Origin of the sequence: Pseudoalteromonas sp. US3C1013 (assembly GCF_048401115.1) — a bacterium.
Lineage (GTDB): Bacteria > Pseudomonadota > Gammaproteobacteria > Enterobacterales > Alteromonadaceae > Pseudoalteromonas > Pseudoalteromonas undina.
Genome location: NZ_CP183076.1, coordinates 208,050 through 229,424, shown reverse-complemented (window position 1 = coordinate 229,424; position 21,375 = coordinate 208,050). Strand labels below are relative to the sequence as shown.

Below are 21,375 nucleotides of genomic sequence, written 5' to 3'. Positions count from 1 at the left end.
TTTTATAATGCTCATTATAAAGTAATAACTTACAAGAAAAAGCTAAAACAGCAACAAAACAGCTTGTTTACCTAAACTCAACAAACTCAGCTTAAAAACGATAGTTTATGCCCGCATAATATCGTCTACCCGAATAGCTTGAGTTTAATAACCGAGACTCTGTATCGTTACCTAATCGGGTTACTGACTCAGATTTAGTTAAATTTATCACAGCGGCTGTTAGGCTCAAGTCTTCTAATAAAGTAATTGATGCATTTACATCAACTTGCTCGTATGGGTCTTGATACACGTTTAAACCACTATTTAAACCCAACACGGTTTCACCGCGTTTGTTATAAGAAGCACGAATATTAAAAGCATCTCCCTCATAATATATCGAGGTATTGTACTGGTACTTAGCACTGCCAATTAAAGGCGATTTACCAAACTCTTTACCATCCACTTCTACATCGGCCTTATTGGTTTTGTTATAAGTGTAGTTTGCGTAAAAACCAAAACCACTATCAAAGGCATGCTGTATAAATACTTCAGCCCCTTTAGATACGGCATCAGTGCCATTGCCTACAGTGCTATATGGCGACACAGTAATATTTCCCGAATCAACTATGCCCTCTTTACCTGCAAAATCTTGTTGTACGTCAATAACTAAAGGAACAACAAAATTATCAACAGTTTTATGAAACAGTGCTAAACCAACAGCAGAGCCTTCGCTGTAATAATATTCAATAGATAAATCAGCTTGCACCGACTCAAACGGTTTTAAGTTTTTATTACCGCCACTGCCACTAAAACCCGGAATTTCATTAAACTCAGCTCTGTCGTCGGCCCACTCATCTGAGACAAACGTAATGCGTTGTTGTGCGCCTAAATCGGCATAATCAGGGCGAGACATTACTTTTGCAATCGCGCCGCGCACCACTACATCATCACTTATATCCCATGCAATATTAAAGCTAGGAAGAATTTGAGTATCGGTACTCTCTTGAGTAATGAGTTGATAATCTTCAACAAATCTATCATCTCCGGTTACCGCCTCCCCGCTTTCATCGTCAGTATGATCCAGCAAATATGTGTATAGATCGGTTGATGATGTCATGGTTTTCGTGCGTACAACACGTACCCCTAAATTACCGCGAACGCTATCAAATTCAAAGTCACCTTGTAGATAAAATGCCGCTATTTGCTCTTCAATATCATAAATGAAATTATCTTCTTTACGCGTATACGGAACATAATGACTGGTCACAATATCGCGGTATTTATCCCAATCAATGCCAGGCATTTGGTTTATGTTAAAACCACCCGCAATATTACCTTCGTTGATAAACACATCTTGTGCTAGTGGCATACCGTTATTCCACTGGTAACTATCAAAGCGTGTGATCCCACCCTTACTGGCTTCTGCTGCGGCAATATCAAAATTAGGATCTAAAAAGAAGGTATTACCGGTTTCGCGGTGAAGCGTAGCTTCTCGATACTTAACCCCAGTTTTAATTGTTCTTAAAATGCCCCAATCGGTATAAATATCAAAATCAGCTTGGTAGTAATCTTCTTCAAGTTCACTACGCACAAAACTTGAATTTGACGAACCCGGATCGCGCCCACCACCCACACCATTGAGTAAGTTAGCTAACGTATTTGGATCTATATTTAAACTAATATCGTTCTCATTAATTTTCCAACCCGCTGTTTGCGCGGCATTTTCTATGCGGTTTTCATTTTCACCCGCGTTAGAACTTTTATAGGCTGCTTCCCAACTCTCTTTCGGGCCACCTTCAGAACGTGTATTACCCGCCACAAAACGGGCTTTGAAGTAATCACCTTCGTAGGTTAAGTTGAGATCAAAAGTGTCAGAGGTTGACTCTTCACGCACATAGCTGCCTCGCATCCACGGCAACTGCATATCATTTTCTATGCCACTTGCAGCTGCATCAAATTGCATTCCATTAACTATCGTGCCCGACTCATCCAAACTTACATCGGTTAAAAAGTCAGGATTTAAAGACCACTCAGGTATATCAATCACCGACTCAGTTCTATTTTTATCAAGTGAAAATCCAAAATAGTTAAAACCAATTTCTACTCGGCTAGTTGGGCGCCACTGCGTGCTAAATTGTATCCCTTCTCGCTCACGTAATTCGTTTACAATTGAACCTCGAACCACTTGAGGAAACCAGACATTGTCATAGTTATTGCCCTGAGAATCGCTTACTGAGCCCCACTGATTATTGTTTTCAACCGGCGCGCCATTAACATCAACCGGGTTTTCACCAATAAAGCGCCACACATTTGCATCGGTGCCACCCGAAAGAGTTCGGTTAGTGCGTTTTTGTGAGGTGTAACCAAACAACACACCAAAAGTATCAGCATCGTTCTTCCAAGAATAAAGTGCGGTTACTTGCGGCTCAGATTCTTCAGTCACATCGGCATAAGTGCTTTCAATATTAATCACCCCTGAGTTTGCATCCATACTTAGCGGTTTACGACTATGCATTAATACCGTGCCGCCCACACCACCTTCGTCTAAACGTGCCTCTGGTGATTTATACACTTCCACGCTTTCAATCATGGCTGAGGGGAGTAATGCATAATCAAACGAACGAGATGGCTCGCCTGGTGATGACGCAATAAAATTTCCATTTAGCTGAGAAAAGGTGAGTTCAGATGATAACCCCCTAATACTAACCGATGAGCCCTCGCCTCCGTCACGGTCAATCACTACCCCTGGTACGCGTTGTAATGAGTCTGCGACATTTTTATCAGGGAACTTACCAATATCTTCCGCTGTAATTGCATCAACCACAGAGCTAGACAAACGCTTTATATCTAAATTAGCCGCCATACTGGAACGGATACCGCGTACCTCAATTACTTCCATATCTTTGCTTTTTAATGCTTTATCTGCTGCTTCATCAGCATATGCATGATTAATCACAGACAAAATAGACATACACAGCGTTGATTTAATAAAAAGTGGGAGTGAGTGATGTGAAGCGTTGGTTTTCCGATGAGCGGTCATAGTTTTAACAGTTCCATTTAAAATACAGTTAATACTTAAAGATGATCGTACTAGCTAAAGATGGTACGAAAAAAGTAGCTGTATTTTACATAACCAAGCTTAATAGCTTGTTAATGCAAACTGATGAGTAACTGAATGTCTTGTCAATAAATAGTCAATTCAAATATAAACAAGAAGTTAAGCAGCAAAATAACTATTTAGCTGCTTAGGAAGGAGTAACTAGATCAAACAACAGGCACTGTTATTTTTTATCACTAATAGCCTGAATATAATAACCTAAACTCGCATGAGAAAGTTCTCCCATATGACTAGTAACTAACTCACCTTGGCTATTATAAAACAAAGTGGTTGGTAAGCCCGCAGCACCTGATTCGCGACTCACATTACTGCTTTGGTCAAAAAACACATGATTAAGGTCGAGTTGCTGTTCATTAAGGAACGCTTTTACCGTGTGTAAGTCTTCACCTTGATTGACAAACGCCACCGTAATATTTGGGTTATTTTTTTGAGCCGCTTGTAGCACTGGCATTTCTTTTCGACACGGCGGACACCACGACGCCCAAAAGTTAATAACCACCGGCTTACCTTTAAAGTTTTGTAAGTTAACTTGCTGGCCTTGAATGTTATGCACAACAGACTGTGGTAACTGCACACCCGTTTGATAAATAGACAGCGCAAAGTTAGGAATAATCATTGAACAAAAACCTACAAACCCAGCAATAGCGTAGTTTTTCATTACCGCTTTTTTACCACGCGCATAAAACGCTAAAACAACTATACCGCTGAGCCAGCCATAATAACCAATAAAGCCACCGTCGCTAATATTAAAAAGCTGCCACCAATTACCTTGATAGGCATCCCACATGGTAAACACAAACGCTAAACGCGAGACTAGAAAGCCCACAACAATCGCTTTAAAGACTGTGTCTAAAATCGCTTTTTGTAATGGGTGTTGACGCGTCAATAAATAGGTAAGCCCCCAGAAAATGCCTAACCCTAAAAAAATAATTAACTGAGAAATGGAAATAACTAAAGGCCCAAGAGAAATACTTAACATTGCTACCGACTTCTTATAATGTATTTAAGTACCTAAAATAACGAGTACCAGCGTGAATTAAATGCCAACAATAACATAATGTAAGCTGTACTGATTATTAATAACGCATAATAAATTATGTATACCAGCAGCAATATATAACCTAGTTACCTAGTTAACCTTGTTGCTGTATGTACTCCAATGCAGTCATTTTTTTATAACTTACATTTGAGTGCAGTACATGAGTAGGTTCAGGGTCAACAATTTCAATTGGAATAGCATAATTACGTGCAATCTCTAGTGCCATTTGGGTAATGTTTACACTAAAAGAGGTCCCCATAAATACCATTTTATCAGCCGTAAGCATCCGCGATTGTGCTTCACTAATACGATAAAGCTCAGTGTAATATTCATCAAATAACAATACAAAGGGCTTTAAAGAATGATTAAGCTTTGGCTGATGGTTTTCAATATTGAATAACTCAAGTAGAGAGCGATGTAAGTTGCTCTCATCAACATTACTCCATAGCGTCGCTTGTGGTGTGACATCATCGCCCTGATGATGAAACAGCGTCATTTGATCAAGCCGACCATGAATCGCAATGTAATCTTTATTACCCGCCTTACCATCAAGCCCATCAATATTTTGAGTTATTAAGTTTTTATCACTAAGCCAATGATGAACTTCGTTAGGACCATGATGACGATAAGTTGCAAAGCGATGATAATACCAAGCTAAAAACTCACTTGGATTATTTTCATACATTGCACGAGTGGCCATTTCCATCGGCGTATGGTTTTTACTACCAATAGTCCAAAAACCATCCTCACCACGAAAAGTAGGAATACCACTAGCAGCACTTACTCCAGCACCTGTAATGTATAATGTATTCATAAAGCCATCTCTTATTTTCAATAAACCTATAATACTTTATGACACTGTATATTTGAGGCTTCACTTTTTTTGCTATTAAATTATTTTAAGCTACGGCCATTAACTTAAATAAACACGGGTACCAAAGAAACTCTTTATACTTTTAGTTTCGCTCAAGTGCACTACAAAGCCTTCTTTAATTGTTGAGATATTGAGAACTATAACAACAATCACAGCAACTAATTAGTTACAATGCACTTAGCTTTCTAATAAAAACAGATCGTTAATCTACTTATTGAGCAACTAACCTACCAACCTCACATACTTTTCAGCCAGTTCGTCCACACTTTCTCGATGATTAGGATCGGGCTTTATGCAGTCAATGGGGCATACACTGACGCACGTTGGCTTGTCGTAATGACCTACACATTCTGTGCATTTTTCAGGGTCTATTTGGTAAATTTTAGCGCCCATATAAATTGCTTCATTTGGACACTCTGGATCGCACATATCACAGTTAATGCATTTGCTATTTATGAGTAGAGCCATGATTTACCCGTTAAACAGCTTGTTTGAAAGGATTGCGGGTGTCTTGGTTTTCATCCAAGTTGCGCATCAGTATGGCGTGCTCTAAATCGATAGTGTCAGGCAGTGGAATTTTTACGATATGGCCAGAGCCTTTAGCATCAGTAATACTTTCGCCTTTTTTGTTTTCCATACTCTCAAGGGTAAAGCTAATATTGCCTTTTGGCGTCATTAGCTCTAATGAATGACCAACACAAAATTTATTTTTTACATCTATTTCAACTAAACCATTAACATTACGACCAAGTACTTCACCTACAAATTGCTGCTTGGTAGAAACTGAATGGCCGTATTCGTAATTCTGATAATCTTGGTGGGCGTGGCGCTTTAAAAATCCTTCGGTGTAACCACGGTGCGCTAGGTTCTCCAGAGTTTTAAATAAGTCTGCATCAAATGGTTTACCTGCAACGGCATCGTCAATCGCTTTACGATACACCTGAGCGGTACGCGCAACATAATAAAATGACTTAGTACGCCCTTCTATTTTTAAGCTATGCACCCCCATTTTTGTTAGCTGCTCTACGTATTGCACGGCGCGTAAGTCTTTTGAGTTCATGATATAAGTACCATGCTCGTCTTCAAATGCGGGCATGTATTCACCCGGGCGGCCTTGCTCTTCAAGCATAAATACATCGTTACTTGGCGCGCCTTCACCTAACGTAGGTATAACCGTTTTAGGATCGATTTTATGTACCATTTCACCGGTTTCGTTCTCAGTGCCAGGTTTAACATCGTATTCCCAACGACACGCATTAGTGCACGTGCCTTGGTTAGGATCGCGCTTATTAATATAGCCTGAGAGTAAACAGCGCCCTGAATAGGCCATACATAATGCACCATGAACAAATACTTCTAGCTCGGTTTCAGGGCACAGTGTGCGTATTTCACTTATTTCTTCAAGCGATAACTCGCGAGACAAAATTACTCGCTCAATCCCCTGCTTTGCCCAAAACAATACGCTGGCATAGTTTACTGCATTTGCTTGTACTGAAAGGTGAATGGGCATATCGGGCCACTTTTCACGTACTAGCATTATTAAACCCGGATCGGACATGATCAATGCATCCGGCTTCATAGCAATTACTGGCTCTATATCACGTAAATACGACTTTACTTTCGCATTGTGTGGGGCAATATTAGACACTACATAAAACTTTTTATTTAGCGCATGTGCTTCGTTAATACCTATTTGTAATGTATCTAAATCAAATTCGTTGTTGCGAACCCTTAAACTGTAACGAGGTTGGCCTGCATAAACAGCGTCTGCCCCATAGGCAAAGGCATAACGCATGTTTTTTAAGCTACCTGCTGGGCAAAGTAGTTCAGGAATAAACGGGGTTGAAGAAGTAACTGCTGACATGTGCGCTCCATACATCGAACCGAGTTCAAGTCGGTTGCATGAATAATTAATAAACCGCGCAAGTATAATGAGGGGGCAAAAGAGAAACCTTGATCAAGATCATCAAAATTTCTCTTCTACGATAATAAATGAAGAGCAGCAGATTTAAGTTATTTTTTACTGCTTAATTGGTTCGAGAATTGACTAACGGCATCAACAACTTGTTGCGCGCCTTTTTTAATATCACTCATTACATCACCAGATTCTTTGGAAAGGTCTAAGCCTTGTTGCGCTTTATTTTTACCTTGCTCAATTACAGCAACGGTTGATTGAGTTAAATTTTGGTTTTGCTGTACAACATCCACTATTTCTTCGGTAGCTTTACTGGTTCTTGAAGCAAGTAAACGCACTTCATCAGCCACCACAGCAAACCCACGGCCTTGCTCGCCAGCACGCGCGGCCTCAATAGCCGCATTAAGCGCCAATAAATTAGTTTGATCAGCAATGCTGCTAATACTCTGCACTATGCTCGCAATAAGTTGCGATTGTTTATCTAATGCTGAAATTTCTTGAGCAGCTTGCTCCATTTGTACCGACAATTCGTTCATAACCTGTACAGTTTTTTGTACCACCTCTGCGCCTTTATCCGCGTTATTGTCAGTTTCGATAGAAGTGCCATGCGCAATATTTGCCGCTTGCTCTGTGGCCAGTTCTCTTTCTACTTGATCAGTGATCACCGTAGCAAATTTTACTACTTTGTAGAGCTCATTGGCTTCATTAAAAATCGGATTATATGATGCTTCTAACCAAACCTCATGACCGTGCTTATCAATACGTTTAAATCTGCTCGCAATAAACTCGCCATTGCGCAAACGTTGCCAGAAGACTTGATACTCTTTACTACTCGCTTCTTGCTCATCGCAGAACATACCATGATGTTTGCCCACCACATCTTGTCTTGAATAACTCATACTTTTTAAGAAGTTGTCATTAACACGCAGAACCATACCCTGAGTATCGAACTCAATAACCGCTGTTGAACGATGCAATGCTTTGATTAAATCTTCGTTTTCTCTCGAGCTTTCAATTATTTGTGTAAGCACAGTGCAATGCAGGGTTAAATACTCAAGCTGACCTTGCTCATTTTTTATCGGGTGTAAAATACAGCGTAACCAATCTCGTTGTCCGTTTTCGTGAGATACTTGAATAGCGCCAGCAAAATGTTCGGCTTTACTTAACGCTTTTTTAAAGGCATGAAAATCAGCGTTATTTCTCGCATTTTCTGAGATGAAATCTAAAATGTTTTTATTAATTATTTTATTATTTGAGTAGTTAAACTCTCGCTCAAAGTTTTTATTTTGTCTTAAAATAGCGCCTTGTTTATCAAGCTCTAATACCAGCATTTCACTGTCTAAACTTTGCTTAACCTGCTCCCTCACTGAAAGCTTACTTTGTAAATCAGCAATTTGAGTTTTTAAAGGTTGGTTAAAAAACATATTTTTACCTTAAAGTTTGCATGTATTCTTCATGCATTTGGAGTCGATAGACGCATTGAAAATCGCTATGACTAAAAAATACAAATCAGATGTGGCACTAATTTATAAACTCATATTAACGTTATAGCCACTTTTTTAGTTCAGTAAGTATAGGTTGTTAAATTAAAATATTCGTCAACGTAGAATAAATTAGGTTTTTTCGACTAAAACGCGTATAATTCGCGCCCGTTAATATTCAACCTTTTATTTAAATTATTGGAGCACAAAGATGGCTTTAGAGCGTACTTTTTCAATCGTAAAACCTGATGCAGTTGCTAAAAACCACATCGGCGCAATCTACAACCGTTTCGAAACTGCGGGTCTTAAAATCGTTGCAGCTAAAATGGTTCACCTTTCACAAGAGAAAGCTGAAGGTTTCTACGCTGAACACAGCGAACGTCCTTTCTTTGGCGCTTTAGTATCTTTCATGACTTCTGGCCCAGTAATGGTTACCGTTCTTGAAGGCGAAAACGCTGTTCTTAAAAACCGTGAAATCATGGGTGCTACTAACCCTGCTGAAGCACTAGCTGGCACTTTACGTGCAGACTACGCTGATAGCATCGACGAAAATGCGGTTCACGGTTCTGATGCTGTTGAATCTGCTGCTCGCGAAATCGCGTACTTCTTCGCTGACGAAGAGCTTTGCCCACGTACTCGTTAATTCGAGTTCACAGCTAACCCTGTGATGCAAAGTATGAAAAGGGCTTTCGAGCCCTTTTTTAGTCATTAAGTAAAGTATTAGCCGTTTATTTATGATGTTTTACTTAATGATTATAGTGGATGAATTGTGTACAATTCGTCCTTGTAAATTTTTACCATCACCGCCACCGATTGAGGTTGTTACATGACCGAGCAAAAAAAGATTAACTTATTAGATTTAAACCGAGATGCAATGCGTGAGCTATTTGTATCATTCGGTGAAAAGCCATTCCGTGGCGATCAGGTGATGAAATGGATTTATCATTTTGGCGTAGATAATTTCGACGAAATGAGTAACGTAAACAAAAAGTTAAAAGAAAAGCTTAAAAATGAATGCGAAATTGTTGCACCAGAAATATCAGTTCGCCAACAAGCCAGCGACGGTACCATCAAATACGCACTCGTACTAGAAGGCGGTCAAGAAGTTGAAGCCGTGTGGATCCCAGAAAAAGATCGCGCCACCTTGTGTGTATCTTCTCAAGTGGGCTGTGCACTAGAATGTACATTTTGTTCTACTGCGCAACAAGGCTTTAACCGTAACTTAAAAGTGTCTGAAATTATCGGCCAAGTATGGCGAGTAGCCAAAGATATTGGCCTTGATGGCAACAGCGAAAAGCGCCCTGTCACTAACGTAGTGATGATGGGTATGGGCGAGCCGTTACTTAACGTTAAAAACGTGGTACCTGCAATGGAATTAATGATGGACGACTGGGGCTTTGGTTTATCTAAACGCCGCGTTACATTAAGCACTTCAGGTGTGGTACCTGCCCTTGATTTATTGAAAGAAAAAATAGACGTTGCACTGGCAATTTCACTGCATGCGCCAGATAACGCCCTGCGTGATATTTTAGTACCGATCAATAAAAAATACCCAATTGAAGAGTTTTTAGCTGCGTGTCGTCGTTACATTGACGGTTCAAAAGCCAATAAAGATGTGACTATTGAATATGTAATGCTTAACGGCGTTAACGATAGTACCGATCAGGCTCATGAACTGGTTAAAACGTTAAAGGGAACGCCCTCGAAGGTTAACCTTATTCCATTTAATCCATTCCCAGGTAATGAATATACTCGTTCAAGCAACAGTAGAATTGATCGTTTCTCTAAAGTATTACAAGCTGCGGGTATTACCTGTATTGTTCGTCGTACTCGCGGGGATGACATTGACGCTGCCTGTGGTCAGTTAGCTGGCGATGTTGTAGACCGTACGAAGCGTATGGCGAAAAAGAAAATGCGTGATGACAATGCAATTGCAGTGAATATTCATCAAGCCTAATTTTTTGAGTAATCAAGAGCCTTTGTGATATATCGTTTATTTTTAAATAAATGATGCAACACAAAGGCTTTGAGGTAAGATAGAGGTTATGGATATAAATAAAGAGACAAAGTAATGCGATTTTTACTTACGTTAGCACTATCAACACTGTTTTTAAGCGGTTGTGTTACCGAAAATAGTTACAACGGCAGCGATAAACCGGTCCTCGAGAATAAAATTAATAACGATGGTGCAGCTCGCACGCGCATAGCATTGGCATTACAGTATTTAAATACAGGCAATAACTCTCAAGCTAAATATAACTTAGAACGTGCCAGCGAGTACGCCCCAAACTTACCCGAAGTACACTACTCTTTAGCATACTATTACCAACAAGTTGGCGAGAACGGATTAGCCGACAAAGCCTATCAAAAAGCGTTGGCCATTAAGCCAAATGATCCTAACACCTTAAACAACTACGGCACGTTTTTGTGCAGTATTAATGAGTATGACCGCGCCACCGATCAGTTTTTAAAAGCGATTGAAATACCTAGTTATATTCGTGTAGCGCAAAGCTATGAAAATTTGGCTCTATGTGCCATTGAGTTTAACGATTTCACCAACGCCGAAAGCTATTTTCAGCAAGCACTAAACCATAGTTCACAACGCGCATCTACATTAATAAGCTTAGCCGCTTTATATTACGCAAAAAGCGACTTGTACAAAGCCAGCAACTTAATAAAACGTTATGACGATACCGCGCAAGTTTCTTCTCGCGCTTTGTTGCTTGGCTATTTGGTTAAACAACGAATGGGTAAAATTGAAGAAGCAGAAAAAATTGCGACAACCTTATTACAAACCTACCCTAGTAGTATGCAAGCTAACGCTATTCGCGATAACCAGTTAAGACGAACAGAATTTGAAGTACTACGTGAAAAATATCGCCAAGCACAGTTAGATGAATTACAAGAAAGCAATAATAACAATCAAATTATTGCTGAGCCGAAAATAAAGGTTATTCGTAAAAAAAGCCCCATACCGACTTCAAATAGCGAAGCGTCAGGTGAGCAAACTAAAAAAATACGCTAGATAATTACACACCTTTTAGCTGTAAACCAAAATATAGCCTTAAGGATGATGTGTAAAAGCCTGTTTTAGGGTAAAGCAATTTAGCATTTCAGTGTGATACAATGCTAGACTACTACGAATAAGGTGTATTAAAGGACTTAAAAACACATAAATTTTATCTAAACACGGTATAGTTTTTAAGATATTTCATGTAGTCCCTTTTTATAGTGCGCCTTAGTAACAAGAATTAACGAATACCAAAAAATAAAAACGAAGTCTTACTCTGGTTGTTAAGCCAAAACATAAACTTTTACTAGTGGATCCAAACTGATACACATTATGAATGAAGATAATACACAACCGCAGAACGATGAACCCTCTGTAGGTCAAATACTAAAAACACATAGAGAAAATGCAAACATTAGCCTTGCTAAGATTGCATCATTATTAAAGTTGACTGAATCGCAGGTTGAGCATATTGAAAACGACGAATATCATTTACTAGGCGCAAAAACATTTGTTAAAGGCTACATAAAAAATTATTGTCGCACGCTAAACATTGATAGCACTGCTATTTTAACTATGCTGCCAGCCTATAGCACATCAGATAAGCCTGTAGATATGCAAAGCTTTTCAAGACGTACAGAAAAAGAAGCCCATGACAGCCGACTAATGACGGTAAGTTATTTAATTTTAGCCATTGTTATTGGCTCATCAGCCGTATGGTGGTGGCAAAATGCAATGCCTATTGATGAACAAACTAACACTATTAATGCAAATAATTCGCTCATCTCGGAGCAACAAGAAAGCACAAAACTGTTAGCAGAAGCTGCCGATGAAGCACAATCAAATGAGATTGAGCCTGCACCACAAGCAAACTCAGCCGTAATCAATGAACAACAAACAATTCAGGCTGCGCCCCTTAACGATGCACAAAGCCAAAGTGAACTAACAAACAGTGATTTAAGCACCATTATTATGATGTTTAATGACGAAAGCTGGGTTGAAATCCACGATGCCAACGATGAGAAAATTGCATTTGGTGTAAAAAAAGCAGGCTACGAAATGACCCTAACCGGTGTAGCACCTTTTTCAGTAGTATTAGGCAAGCACGATGTTGTTCGTATTACCCTAAATGGTGAGCCAGTTGATATTTCGGCTTTTCCTAAAAACCGTTTAGCTAAATTTAAATTACCCTTAGCAGAGTAGTCGCTATGTTTTCAGAATCTCCTATAAAACGCAGAAAATCCACCCGCATTAATGTGGGTAATGTTCCAATTGGTGATGGTGCACCAATTGCCGTGCAGTCAATGACCAACACAGACACCATGGACATTGATGCCACTGTAGCTCAAATTCAAGCGATTCAAGATGCCGGTGCTGACATAGTGCGTGTATCTGTACCAACTATGGATGCAGCTGAAGCATTTAAAAGCATTAAAGAGCAGGTATCGATACCGCTGGTTGCTGATATTCACTTTGACTACCGTATTGCATTAAAAGTAGCAAAGTATGGCGTTGATTGTTTACGTATTAATCCAGGAAACATTGGCAGTGAAGAGCGTATTAGAGCGGTTGTCGACTCAGCTCGAGAGCATAACATTCCAATTCGTATTGGCGTAAATGGCGGCTCACTTGAGCGCGACCTACAAGAAAAATACGGCGAGCCAACACCTGAAGCTCTACTTGAATCGGCAATGCGCCATGTAGATATATTACGTCGCTTAGACTTTGACCAATTTAAAATTTCGGTGAAAGCGTCAGACGTATTTTTAGCAGTTGGCGCGTATCGTCTACTTGCAAAAGAGATCGATCAGCCACTGCATTTAGGCATTACTGAAGCAGGCGGCATGCGCTCTGGTTCAGTTAAATCGGCTGTTGGTTTAGGCATGTTATTAGCTGAAGGTATTGGTGACACGCTGCGTGTATCACTAGCAGCGGATCCAGTTCAAGAAATAAAAGTAGGCTTTGATATATTAAAATCATTGCGTATTCGCTCTCGCGGCATTAATTTTATTGCTTGCCCTAGCTGTTCACGCCAAGAGTTTGATGTAGTAAGCACCATGAATCAACTTGAAGAGCGTTTAGAAGATATTATTGAGCCAGTTTCAGTGTCAGTCATTGGCTGTGTGGTTAATGGACCAGGCGAAGCATTAGTGAGTGATATTGGCCTTGCCGGCGCAAACCGTCGCTCAGGTTTATACATTAATGGCGAACGCCAAAAAGCCCGTATTGATAACAATAATATTGTTGATCAACTTGAAGGCTATGTACGCGATTTCATTGAACAGAAGCAACAACAAACTCCAATCGACATAAAAATCGTAGAGTGATGTGTTGTTACAACACTATGTATTTAAATGACCTTTTTTAGTCGCGGTATTCACAACGTAGTATAAATTACGTACGCTCCGCTACGCTCGCAATTACCTTATAGTTAAGGTTATAATGCAGGGTCGATTTTTTAGTTTTACGTGGTTGCAGCCCAGGGTTGCACATAAACAGATTTAGGATTTATCAGTGGCAAAACAAATTCAGGCAGTTCGCGGTATGAACGATTGCCTGCCAGGCGATACGCAAGTTTGGCAGAAAGTAGAACACATTTTACGCGAGACCGTATCATCGTTTGGTTATCAAGAAATTCGTTTTCCAATTGTAGAATCAACCGACCTATTTAAACGCTCTATTGGTGAAGTAACCGATATAGTAGAAAAAGAAATGTACACCTTTGCCGATCGTAACGGCGACAATTTAACCTTGCGCCCGGAAGGGACTGCAGTGTGTGTACGTGCAGGTAACGAAAATGGCCTGTTATACAATCAAGAACAACGCCTTTGGTACATGGGCCCTATGTTTCGCCATGAACGCCCACAAAAAGGTCGTTACCGTCAATTTCATCAGTTTGGTTTAGAGACTTTTGGTATTGCCAGCGCCGATATTGACGCCGAAGTTATTTTACTCACGGCGCAACTTTGGGAAGCATTTGGCATTACTGACCATGTGCGTTTAGAACTTAATTCATTAGGTTCAAACGAAGCTCGCGCACAGTACCGCGATGCCTTAATCGCCTTTTTAGAACAACATACCGATGTACTAGATGAAGATTCAAAACGTCGTATGTACTCTAACCCACTGCGCGTTTTGGATACTAAAAATCCAGACATTCAGGCAATCTTAGTCGATGCACCAAAGTTATCTGAACATTTAGATGCTGAATCAAAAGAACATTTTGAAAATTTATGTGAACGATTAGATGCCGCAGGCGTCAAATACACGGTTAATGAAAAGCTGGTACGTGGCTTAGATTATTACAACCGCACTGTATTTGAATGGGTAACCGACAGCTTAGGTGCACAAGGTACTGTATGTGCTGGTGGTCGTTATGATGGTTTAGTAGAACAATTAGGCGGTAAATCAACCCCTGCGGTAGGTTTCGCGATGGGTTTAGAGCGCTTGGTTTTACTGCTTCAAGCACTTGAATGTGTAGGTGACATACGCCGTAGTGCTGATGTATATTTAGCAGCTATGGGCGACAAAGCTAGTATTCAAGCGCCTATAATTGCATCTACCTTACGTCGTGATGTACCTGGATTACGCGTAATGGTGCACGCTGGCGGTGGTAACTTTAAAAAACAACTTAAACGTGCTGATAAAAGCGATGCTCTCGTCGCAATTATTATCGGTGAAGATGAATTAGAGCAAGGCGTTGTGACTATTAAATACTTACGTGAACGTAAAGAACAAGTCACACTAGAACTAGAACAAGCTAAAACGTTACTTGCAGAACTAATTAATAGCTAAATTATATAAAGCGTAAGTAGTGAAGCGCTTTAACAGAGGTAAGCATGGAAATTTATTCAACAGAAGAACAACAAGCAGAAGCAATTAAACGCTTTTTTCGTGAAAACGGCCTTTCACTAGCGTTAGGCGTTATTGTTGGTTTAGGTGGTTTATATGGCTGGAAAGCATACAACCAAAATCAAATAACGACCGCAGAGCAAGCATCTGATGCATACACTAAGCTTGTTGAAAGCGACAGCGTATTAGCGTCTGCTGATGCATTTATCAGTGAAAACAAAGACACTCAGTACGCAACTCTAGCGGCATTTGTTGCTGCAAAAGAAGCTGTAGATGCCCAAAACTTAGATTTAGCAAATGAAAAATTAAGCTGGATCGTAACTAACGTTGATAACGCCCAGCTTAAAGCCATTGCAACAACACGTTTAGCACGTGTGCAAATTGCTCAGCAGCAATACGATGATGCATTGAGTACATTAAATGCTCCTCTTCCTGAAGCATTTAACGCAAATGTGGCTGAATTAAAAGGTGATATTTACACTCAACAAGGCAATAAAGAGCAAGCACGCGTAGCTTACCAAGCTGCTGTTGATGCAGGTGGATTAACGAGTAATCCTCTTTTACAAATTAAGTTAGATGACCTAGCAGTAACTAGCCCAGCGGCATAAGGTTTTAGGCATGAGAAAAATAACAACAGCAACGCTTGCCCTATGTATGGCAACCCTAATGGGGTGTTCTTCAAGTGATGACGAAGAAGAACTGGTGCTTCCAGAAATAGCCAATCAATTTGAAACTGATGTGGTATGGCAAGAATCAATTGGTAGTGGTGTAGAGCATTACTTTTCACGCTTATCACCTGCTGTTTATAAAGAGACAGTGTATGTTGCTAGCCGTGAAGGCCAAGTAGAAGCCTTATCACTTGCCAATGGCGATACCCAATGGGAAACCGACGTTCGCCAAGATTTATCGTTTTGGCCTTGGAGCGATAACGATAGTGCAAAATTATCAGGCGGAATATTACAAGCTTATGGTAAAATCTATTTAGGCTCTGAACATGGTTATGTAATTGCACTTGACCGTGAGACTGGTAAAGAAATCTGGCGTAAAAAAGTACCTGGCGAATCACTCTCTAAACCCGCTGCAGGTGATGGCTTAATCTTTGTAAATTTAGCCTCAGGTAAGTTACTTGCGCTTCACCCAGATACTGGTGAAGAACGCTGGAGCTTTGAGCAAGAAGTGCCACCGCTGACTTTACGCGGTCAAAGCTCACCTACTGTGGCTAACGGTGGTGTGTTACTAGGCCTAGAAACAGGTAAGTTAAGTGTTTTAATTTCTGAGAGTGGCTACTCGGCATGGAGTGCAGAAATTGCAGTGCCAAAAGGCGCATCAGAGTTTGAACGTTTAGTTGATGTAGATACGCAGCCGATCATTAGCGGTCCATTTGCTTACGCTATTGCATACAATGGTAACTTATCAGCAGTAGATATTCGTTCAGGTAATGTTGTATGGAAACGTGAATACAGCAGCTACCGTGAAATTAGCATGGATTTGCAAACAATTTACGTTGTTGATAGTAACGGCGTTGTTTATGCACTTGATAAGGATTCAGGCATTGAACGTTGGAGCCAACCCGCTCTACGTGGCTGGTACTTAACAGGTCCAGCGGTTGCCGGTAATTATTTAGCGTTAGGTGACCAAGAAGGCAATTTGCATTGGTTAAATAAAGAAACTGGCGAGCTAGTATCTCGTGAAGACTTTGACAGCTCAGGTTTTTTTGTTGAGCCCGTTGTCGCTGACGATAAATTGATTTTATACACCCGCGATGGTGAAGTTAGCGCGGTAAAAATACCGAACTAACTGTCTACTATTAGTGTAAGGCACTAATAGTTAATTATTTTTTGTAAGGCTTCGCACTGCGAAGCCTTTTGTTGTTTTTTAAAGAGGTAGTTTATGCTTCCCGTGATCGCTCTTGTAGGGCGACCCAATGTGGGCAAATCCACATTATTTAACCGTTTAACACGTACTCGTGATGCACTCGTTGCCGACTTTCCTGGCTTAACGCGTGATAGAAAATATGGCCAAGCAAATTACGATGGCTTTGAATTTATCGTGGTAGATACGGGCGGTATTGATGGTTCAGAAGAAGGTATCGAAACCGAAATGGCTGATCAGTCATTACTAGCCATTGAAGAAGCGGATATTGTTTTATTTTTAGTTGATGCTCGCGTGGGTATGACAGTGGCTGATCAAGCTATTGCTAACCACTTACGTAAGCAAGAGAAAAAATGTTTTGTTGTTGCCAATAAAACAGACGGCATTGATGCCGACTCAAACTGTGCTGAATTTTATCAACTTTCACTTGGTGAAGTTCATCATATCGCTGCCGCACATGGCCGTGGTATTACTTTACTGCTTGAGCAAACTCTTCAGCCTGTTATTGCTGAACTTGCCGCTCTTGATGAAGATGTAGCCGATGACGATGAAGAACTTATCGACTTATATCAAGAAGATGACACCGATCACCAAGCGTTTGCCGACAAGCCGGTAAAGCTGGCAATTATTGGTCGTCCAAATGTAGGTAAGTCAACCCTTACTAACCGTATACTAGGTGAAGACCGTGTTATTGTATACGATATGCCAGGTACAACCCGCGACTCAATTTACATTCCGATGACCCGTAACGATAAAGAATATATTCTTATCGATACCGCTGGTGTGCGTAAACGTAAAAAAGTAAGTGACGTGGTTGAGAAATTCTCAGTCATTAAAACGCTACAAGCAATCGAAGATTGTAACGTCGTGTTATTAGTGGTTGATGCCCGCGATGGTATTTCTGATCAAGACTTAAGCCTGTTAGGTTTTGCGCTTAACTCAGGGCGCTCATTAGTTATTGCCGTGAATAAGTGGGATGGTCTAGATAACTACGTTAAAGACCGTATTAAGACTGAGCTTGATCGTCGTTTAGGCTTTATTGATTTTGCCCGCCTACACTTTATCTCTGCTCTGCATGGTACTGGTGTTGGTCATTTATTTGAATCAGTTGACGAAGCGTATGAGTCGGCAACTAAGCGGATTAGTACTGCTATGTTGCGTCGTATTATGGACATGGCACAGGCCGACCATCAGCCACCACTTGTTCGTGGACGTCGTGTTAAGCTTAAGTATGCGCATGCTGGGGGCTACAATCCGCCACGTATCGTTATTCATGGTAACCAAGTACATGACTTACCTGATAGCTACAAACGCTACCTCATGAACTACTATCGTAAAGCACTAAAAATTATGGGTACGCCAATCAAAATTGAATTTAGAGAAGGCGATAACCCATTTGCAGGGCGCACTAATAAAGTAACCCTGTCGCAAAAACGTAAAATTCGCGCGTTTAGTAAAGAAAACCGCAATAAGTCATAACGATTTTGATTAAGTCAGTTTAATAAAACGGTGTACTTTATAGTACGCCGTTTTTTATGATTCAAAATTAAGTAATGCCAATTGCACCAGCCGTTCAACTGTGGTGCCTTGAAGGTTTTTAGGCGCTTTAGGATAATATTTCGATTTTGGCGTTTTAATAGTTATAAACCCATGATTGGTGGCCATTTCGTGGGCTAGCAGTTTTCGTTCTTTGGGTGTTAAATGGTTTTCATGTATTTTGCTTAATTCGCCACTATCAAGCCATATTCCCGCACAGCTAGGGCACTCATCTATTTCAACTGCTTTTAGCGGTGAAAAATACCTACGCATCATCACTATGCTTGGGCATTTAGGGCAATTTACTCGCATTGCGACTTCCCCCTCACCTTCGGCATAATTACTTAAATACTTAAGTAAAACCTGACCATGTTTTAACTCTGGCGAGCTAAATTTAAAAATTTGGCTGTTATCGAAAAAAACGCCTCCTAACGACGATGTATAAACAGTGATACCGCCAACTAATATAGACTCCAATGGTGTATTCGTACGAGGGCACAACATTTTCAAAATCCTTTTTATTTTAATACCTAAAGTTAAATAGTTATTCTAACGCTTTGTGTATCAGGCCAATTAGTGGTGTGTGACCTGCCAATACAAACTCATGTGCATTATCTGACATTTTTTTCCAAGTACAGCGAGTAATCCCAATCCATTTTTCTTCATCATAATCGGATTTCGAACCTGCAAAGCTAAGCATGAAATGCTCAATAAATATTTGGGTGTTGGCTATTCGCCTTATCAGTTAGCAAAATACGTTATTAAATATCGCTACTCCAATATGTTTTATTTTAAACACCAGTAAAACAATAAGCTAGACTGCTGTTAAAAACCAACGCATTAATTGAGTGAACTTGTTATTATCGTAAAATAGGCACGCGCATGAATAACAATTAAAACTCTAAAAAGTGAAATTCAACATGTTTAAAAAAACAATTTTAGCTATTTGTTTAGCAGCCACCTCGCTGCCAAGCTTAGCCGACAGTAGCAGCGACTTAACAACCATTATTGATAACCATTGGGAAAATGCGAAAGCAGAAAAAATATTTTTTAGAACCGATCCAGACGGTTGGAAACCAAACGGCACATTGCCAAATTGGAGTGAGCAAGCCATTGCTAAGCGCCAAGCTTACAACAACAGCGTACTAAAAAGCTTAGCCAGCATTGACCCAAAAACACTCAATAGCGAGCAGCTAATGAACTACCGCTTATTTAAATATGAGCGAGAAACAGAGCAGCAAAGCTACCTTTATCAAGATAAGTATTTTCCGATTAATTTTTTAAGTGGCTGGCATACTTACTTTGCAGAAGCGCCAGCTAACATGGCCTTTTTAACTGCTGAGGATTACGATGCATTTTTAGTTAGCCTTAGTGACTACCCTCGTTTTAATCAGCAAAACATTAATTTAATGAAACAAGGCATTCAAACCGGTTTTACACATTACTGCGAAACGTTTAAAAATTATGGCCAAAGCATTAACGCTCATATAGTTAAACAACCTGAGAATAGCGCCTTATATGAGCCATTTACCCGCATCCCTAATACATTTACTGCAGCGCAAAAAGAAACTTACCAAAATAAAGCTAAAACAATAATTGCCTCAAAAGTTGTGCCTGCTTACGAGCACTTTTACGACTTTTTTGAAAACGAATATATGCCGCACTGTAGAACGCAGCCGGGTATTGCAAGCATCAAAGGTGGCCTTGATTATTACAAGTACACGGTTAATTACTACACCACCACTAATGCTACTCCTAAACAAATTCATCAACTTGGTCTAAAAGAAGTGGCGCGCATTAAAGCACAAATGCAAGCCATTATTGATAGCGTTGGTTTTGAAGGCAGCTACAGCGACTTTTTAAAATTTTTAGCAACCGATGAGCAATTTTACGCAAAAGACGCCCAAGACTTGCTAGAAAAAACCGCTTTTATAACGCAAAAAATGTATGGCAAACTCCCCACTTACTTTGGCCATTTACCGCGTAACACCTTTACTATAAAAGGCTCAGCGAGTCGTGGTGCGTTTTATATGCCACCGCCAGATAACCGCTCACCTGGCACTTACTTTTTAGCCTCAACACCTAAATTGCAGCCTTTATATAATTTAGAAGCACTTAGCCTGCACGAAGCTATTCCTGGGCATCATTTACAAAACGCCATTGCAATGGAGTTAGACGTTCCTGAATTTAGACGTACACTGAGTCACTCAGCATTTGGCGAGGGCTGGGCACTTTATACAGAGCGTTTAGGTAAAGAAGCGGGCTTTTACCAAAGTCCATACAGTGACTTTGGTCGTTTAGGCTACGAAATGTGGCGCGCAGTGCGCTTAGTGGTTGATACCGGCATTCATGCCTTTGGCTGGAGCCGCCAAAAGGCGATTGATTATTTGGCTGATCATACCGCCTTGCCACAAAGCGCCGTGGAGGATCAAATAGACCGCTATATTTCATGGCCAGGCCAAGCGCTTTCATACAAAATGGGCGAAATTAAAATACGCGAACTGCGTGCAAAAGCCGAAAAACAGCTAGGCGCTAAATTTGATATACGCAGCTTTCACGACACCGTTATTGGTCAAGGTTCACTTCCTATGGCGGTACTTGAAGATGTAATTAACGACTGGATAGCACAGCAAGAATTAGCTATCTAAGATACAACGGAAACAAATTGAGAGGCGGTATTATTATCGCCTCTTTTTAAA

16 protein-coding genes and 2 pseudogenes are annotated in these 21,375 nt (G+C 40.3%); 10 read left to right on the top strand and 8 right to left on the bottom strand.

The window, feature by feature from the left end; all coding sequences use genetic code 11:
- Positions 1 to 91: 91 nt before the first annotated feature.
- From ACNSN2_RS16455 to ACNSN2_RS16430, 6 genes are all read right to left on the bottom strand, one after another.
- On the bottom strand, positions 92 to 3,019 hold the full coding sequence (locus ACNSN2_RS16455; protein WP_418609746.1) for a TonB-dependent receptor: 2,928 nt from the start codon (positions 3,017 to 3,019) through the stop codon (positions 92 to 94).
- A gap of 241 nt (positions 3,020 to 3,260) precedes the next feature.
- On the bottom strand, positions 3,261 to 4,076 hold the full coding sequence (locus ACNSN2_RS16450) for a TlpA disulfide reductase family protein (protein WP_193049721.1): 816 nt from the start codon (positions 4,074 to 4,076) through the stop codon (positions 3,261 to 3,263).
- Between the two features lie 154 nt (positions 4,077 to 4,230).
- The gene (locus ACNSN2_RS16445; RefSeq protein ID WP_418609748.1) at positions 4,231 to 4,950 is read right to left on the bottom strand and encodes an SIR2 family NAD-dependent protein deacylase; all 720 of its coding nucleotides are present in this window, start codon (positions 4,948 to 4,950) and stop codon (positions 4,231 to 4,233) included.
- A 282-nt stretch (positions 4,951 to 5,232) separates the two neighbouring features.
- Positions 5,233 to 5,478, bottom strand: coding sequence for a YfhL family 4Fe-4S dicluster ferredoxin (locus tag ACNSN2_RS16440; protein ID WP_055011536.1), 246 nt, complete (start codon positions 5,476 to 5,478; stop codon positions 5,233 to 5,235).
- Between the two features lie 10 nt (positions 5,479 to 5,488).
- On the bottom strand, positions 5,489 to 6,874 hold the full coding sequence (yegQ, locus tag ACNSN2_RS16435) for a tRNA 5-hydroxyuridine modification protein YegQ (protein WP_418609751.1): 1,386 nt from the start codon (positions 6,872 to 6,874) through the stop codon (positions 5,489 to 5,491).
- A gap of 149 nt (positions 6,875 to 7,023) precedes the next feature.
- Entirely contained in the window at positions 7,024 to 8,349 is a 1,326-nt protein-coding gene (locus ACNSN2_RS16430) for a methyl-accepting chemotaxis protein (protein WP_010389430.1), read from the bottom strand.
- A 268-nt stretch (positions 8,350 to 8,617) separates the two neighbouring features.
- On the opposite strand from ACNSN2_RS16430, the gene ndk reads away from it, so the two are divergent.
- From ndk to der, 9 genes and pseudogenes are all read left to right on the top strand, one after another.
- Complete coding sequence (ndk, locus tag ACNSN2_RS16425) at positions 8,618 to 9,049, top strand: nucleoside-diphosphate kinase (protein ID WP_008111339.1); 432 nt, start codon at positions 8,618 to 8,620, stop codon at positions 9,047 to 9,049.
- A gap of 183 nt (positions 9,050 to 9,232) precedes the next feature.
- Entirely contained in the window at positions 9,233 to 10,363 is a 1,131-nt protein-coding gene (locus ACNSN2_RS16420; RefSeq protein ID WP_010389431.1) for a bifunctional tRNA (adenosine(37)-C2)-methyltransferase TrmG/ribosomal RNA large subunit methyltransferase RlmN, read from the top strand.
- Between the two features lie 114 nt (positions 10,364 to 10,477).
- Positions 10,478 to 11,425 (top strand): annotated as a pseudogene (pilW, locus tag ACNSN2_RS16415) (type IV pilus biogenesis/stability protein PilW); the annotation flags it as partial.
- 324 nt (positions 11,426 to 11,749) lie between these two features.
- Positions 11,750 to 12,619: a RodZ domain-containing protein gene (locus tag ACNSN2_RS16410; protein WP_418609753.1), complete on the top strand. Its 870-nt coding sequence runs from the start codon at positions 11,750 to 11,752 to the stop codon at positions 12,617 to 12,619.
- A gap of 5 nt (positions 12,620 to 12,624) precedes the next feature.
- On the top strand, positions 12,625 to 13,743 hold the full coding sequence (ispG, locus tag ACNSN2_RS16405; protein ID WP_008111348.1) for a flavodoxin-dependent (E)-4-hydroxy-3-methylbut-2-enyl-diphosphate synthase: 1,119 nt from the start codon (positions 12,625 to 12,627) through the stop codon (positions 13,741 to 13,743).
- Between the two features lie 187 nt (positions 13,744 to 13,930).
- The gene (gene hisS, locus ACNSN2_RS16400) at positions 13,931 to 15,211 is read left to right on the top strand and encodes a histidine--tRNA ligase (RefSeq protein WP_010389440.1); all 1,281 of its coding nucleotides are present in this window, start codon (positions 13,931 to 13,933) and stop codon (positions 15,209 to 15,211) included.
- 44 nt (positions 15,212 to 15,255) lie between these two features.
- A complete protein-coding gene (locus ACNSN2_RS16395; RefSeq protein ID WP_054201417.1) occupies positions 15,256 to 15,876 on the top strand; it encodes a YfgM family protein in 621 nt (206 codons plus the stop codon).
- 10 nt (positions 15,877 to 15,886) lie between these two features.
- Positions 15,887 to 17,065 (top strand): outer membrane protein assembly factor BamB, encoded by a 1,179-nt coding sequence (gene bamB, locus ACNSN2_RS16390; RefSeq protein WP_055011539.1) that lies wholly within the window; start codon positions 15,887 to 15,889, stop codon positions 17,063 to 17,065.
- 93 nt (positions 17,066 to 17,158) lie between these two features.
- Entirely contained in the window at positions 17,159 to 18,619 is a 1,461-nt protein-coding gene (gene der, locus ACNSN2_RS16385) for a ribosome biogenesis GTPase Der (RefSeq protein WP_418609757.1), read from the top strand.
- Positions 18,620 to 18,673: 54 nt separating this feature from the next.
- Here der and ACNSN2_RS16380 read toward each other — a convergent pair whose 3' ends face one another.
- Both ACNSN2_RS16380 and ACNSN2_RS16375 read right to left on the bottom strand, forming a co-directional pair.
- Complete coding sequence (locus ACNSN2_RS16380; RefSeq protein WP_010389445.1) at positions 18,674 to 19,180, bottom strand: zf-TFIIB domain-containing protein; 507 nt, start codon at positions 19,178 to 19,180, stop codon at positions 18,674 to 18,676.
- 40 nt (positions 19,181 to 19,220) lie between these two features.
- Positions 19,221 to 19,394 (bottom strand): annotated as a pseudogene (locus tag ACNSN2_RS16375) (DUF4202 domain-containing protein); the annotation flags it as partial.
- A 202-nt stretch (positions 19,395 to 19,596) separates the two neighbouring features.
- Between ACNSN2_RS16375 and ACNSN2_RS16370 the strand changes: the two are divergent.
- On the top strand, positions 19,597 to 21,324 hold the full coding sequence (locus ACNSN2_RS16370; protein WP_418609759.1) for a DUF885 domain-containing protein: 1,728 nt from the start codon (positions 19,597 to 19,599) through the stop codon (positions 21,322 to 21,324).
- Positions 21,325 to 21,375 lie beyond the last annotated feature (51 nt).

Coding starts and splice junctions, on each gene's coding strand:
- ACNSN2_RS16455 (WP_418609746.1), bottom strand. CDS start 3,019: ATGACCGCTCATCGGAAAACCAACGCTTCACATCACTCACTCCCACTT.
- ACNSN2_RS16450 (WP_193049721.1), bottom strand. CDS start 4,076: ATGTTAAGTATTTCTCTTGGGCCTTTAGTTATTTCCATTTCTCAGTTA.
- ACNSN2_RS16445 (WP_418609748.1), bottom strand. CDS start 4,950: ATGAATACATTATACATTACAGGTGCTGGAGTAAGTGCTGCTAGTGGT.
- ACNSN2_RS16440 (WP_055011536.1), bottom strand. CDS start 5,478: ATGGCTCTACTCATAAATAGCAAATGCATTAACTGTGATATGTGCGAT.
- yegQ (WP_418609751.1), bottom strand. CDS start 6,874: ATGTCAGCAGTTACTTCTTCAACCCCGTTTATTCCTGAACTACTTTGC.
- ACNSN2_RS16430 (WP_010389430.1), bottom strand. CDS start 8,349: ATGTTTTTTAACCAACCTTTAAAAACTCAAATTGCTGATTTACAAAGT.
- ndk (WP_008111339.1), top strand. CDS start 8,618: ATGGCTTTAGAGCGTACTTTTTCAATCGTAAAACCTGATGCAGTTGCT.
- ACNSN2_RS16420 (WP_010389431.1), top strand. CDS start 9,233: ATGACCGAGCAAAAAAAGATTAACTTATTAGATTTAAACCGAGATGCA.
- ACNSN2_RS16410 (WP_418609753.1), top strand. CDS start 11,750: ATGAATGAAGATAATACACAACCGCAGAACGATGAACCCTCTGTAGGT.
- ispG (WP_008111348.1), top strand. CDS start 12,625: ATGTTTTCAGAATCTCCTATAAAACGCAGAAAATCCACCCGCATTAAT.
- ACNSN2_RS16395 (WP_054201417.1), top strand. CDS start 15,256: ATGGAAATTTATTCAACAGAAGAACAACAAGCAGAAGCAATTAAACGC.
- bamB (WP_055011539.1), top strand. CDS start 15,887: ATGAGAAAAATAACAACAGCAACGCTTGCCCTATGTATGGCAACCCTA.
- der (WP_418609757.1), top strand. CDS start 17,159: ATGCTTCCCGTGATCGCTCTTGTAGGGCGACCCAATGTGGGCAAATCC.
- ACNSN2_RS16380 (WP_010389445.1), bottom strand. CDS start 19,180: ATGTTGTGCCCTCGTACGAATACACCATTGGAGTCTATATTAGTTGGC.
- ACNSN2_RS16370 (WP_418609759.1), top strand. CDS start 19,597: ATGTTTAAAAAAACAATTTTAGCTATTTGTTTAGCAGCCACCTCGCTG.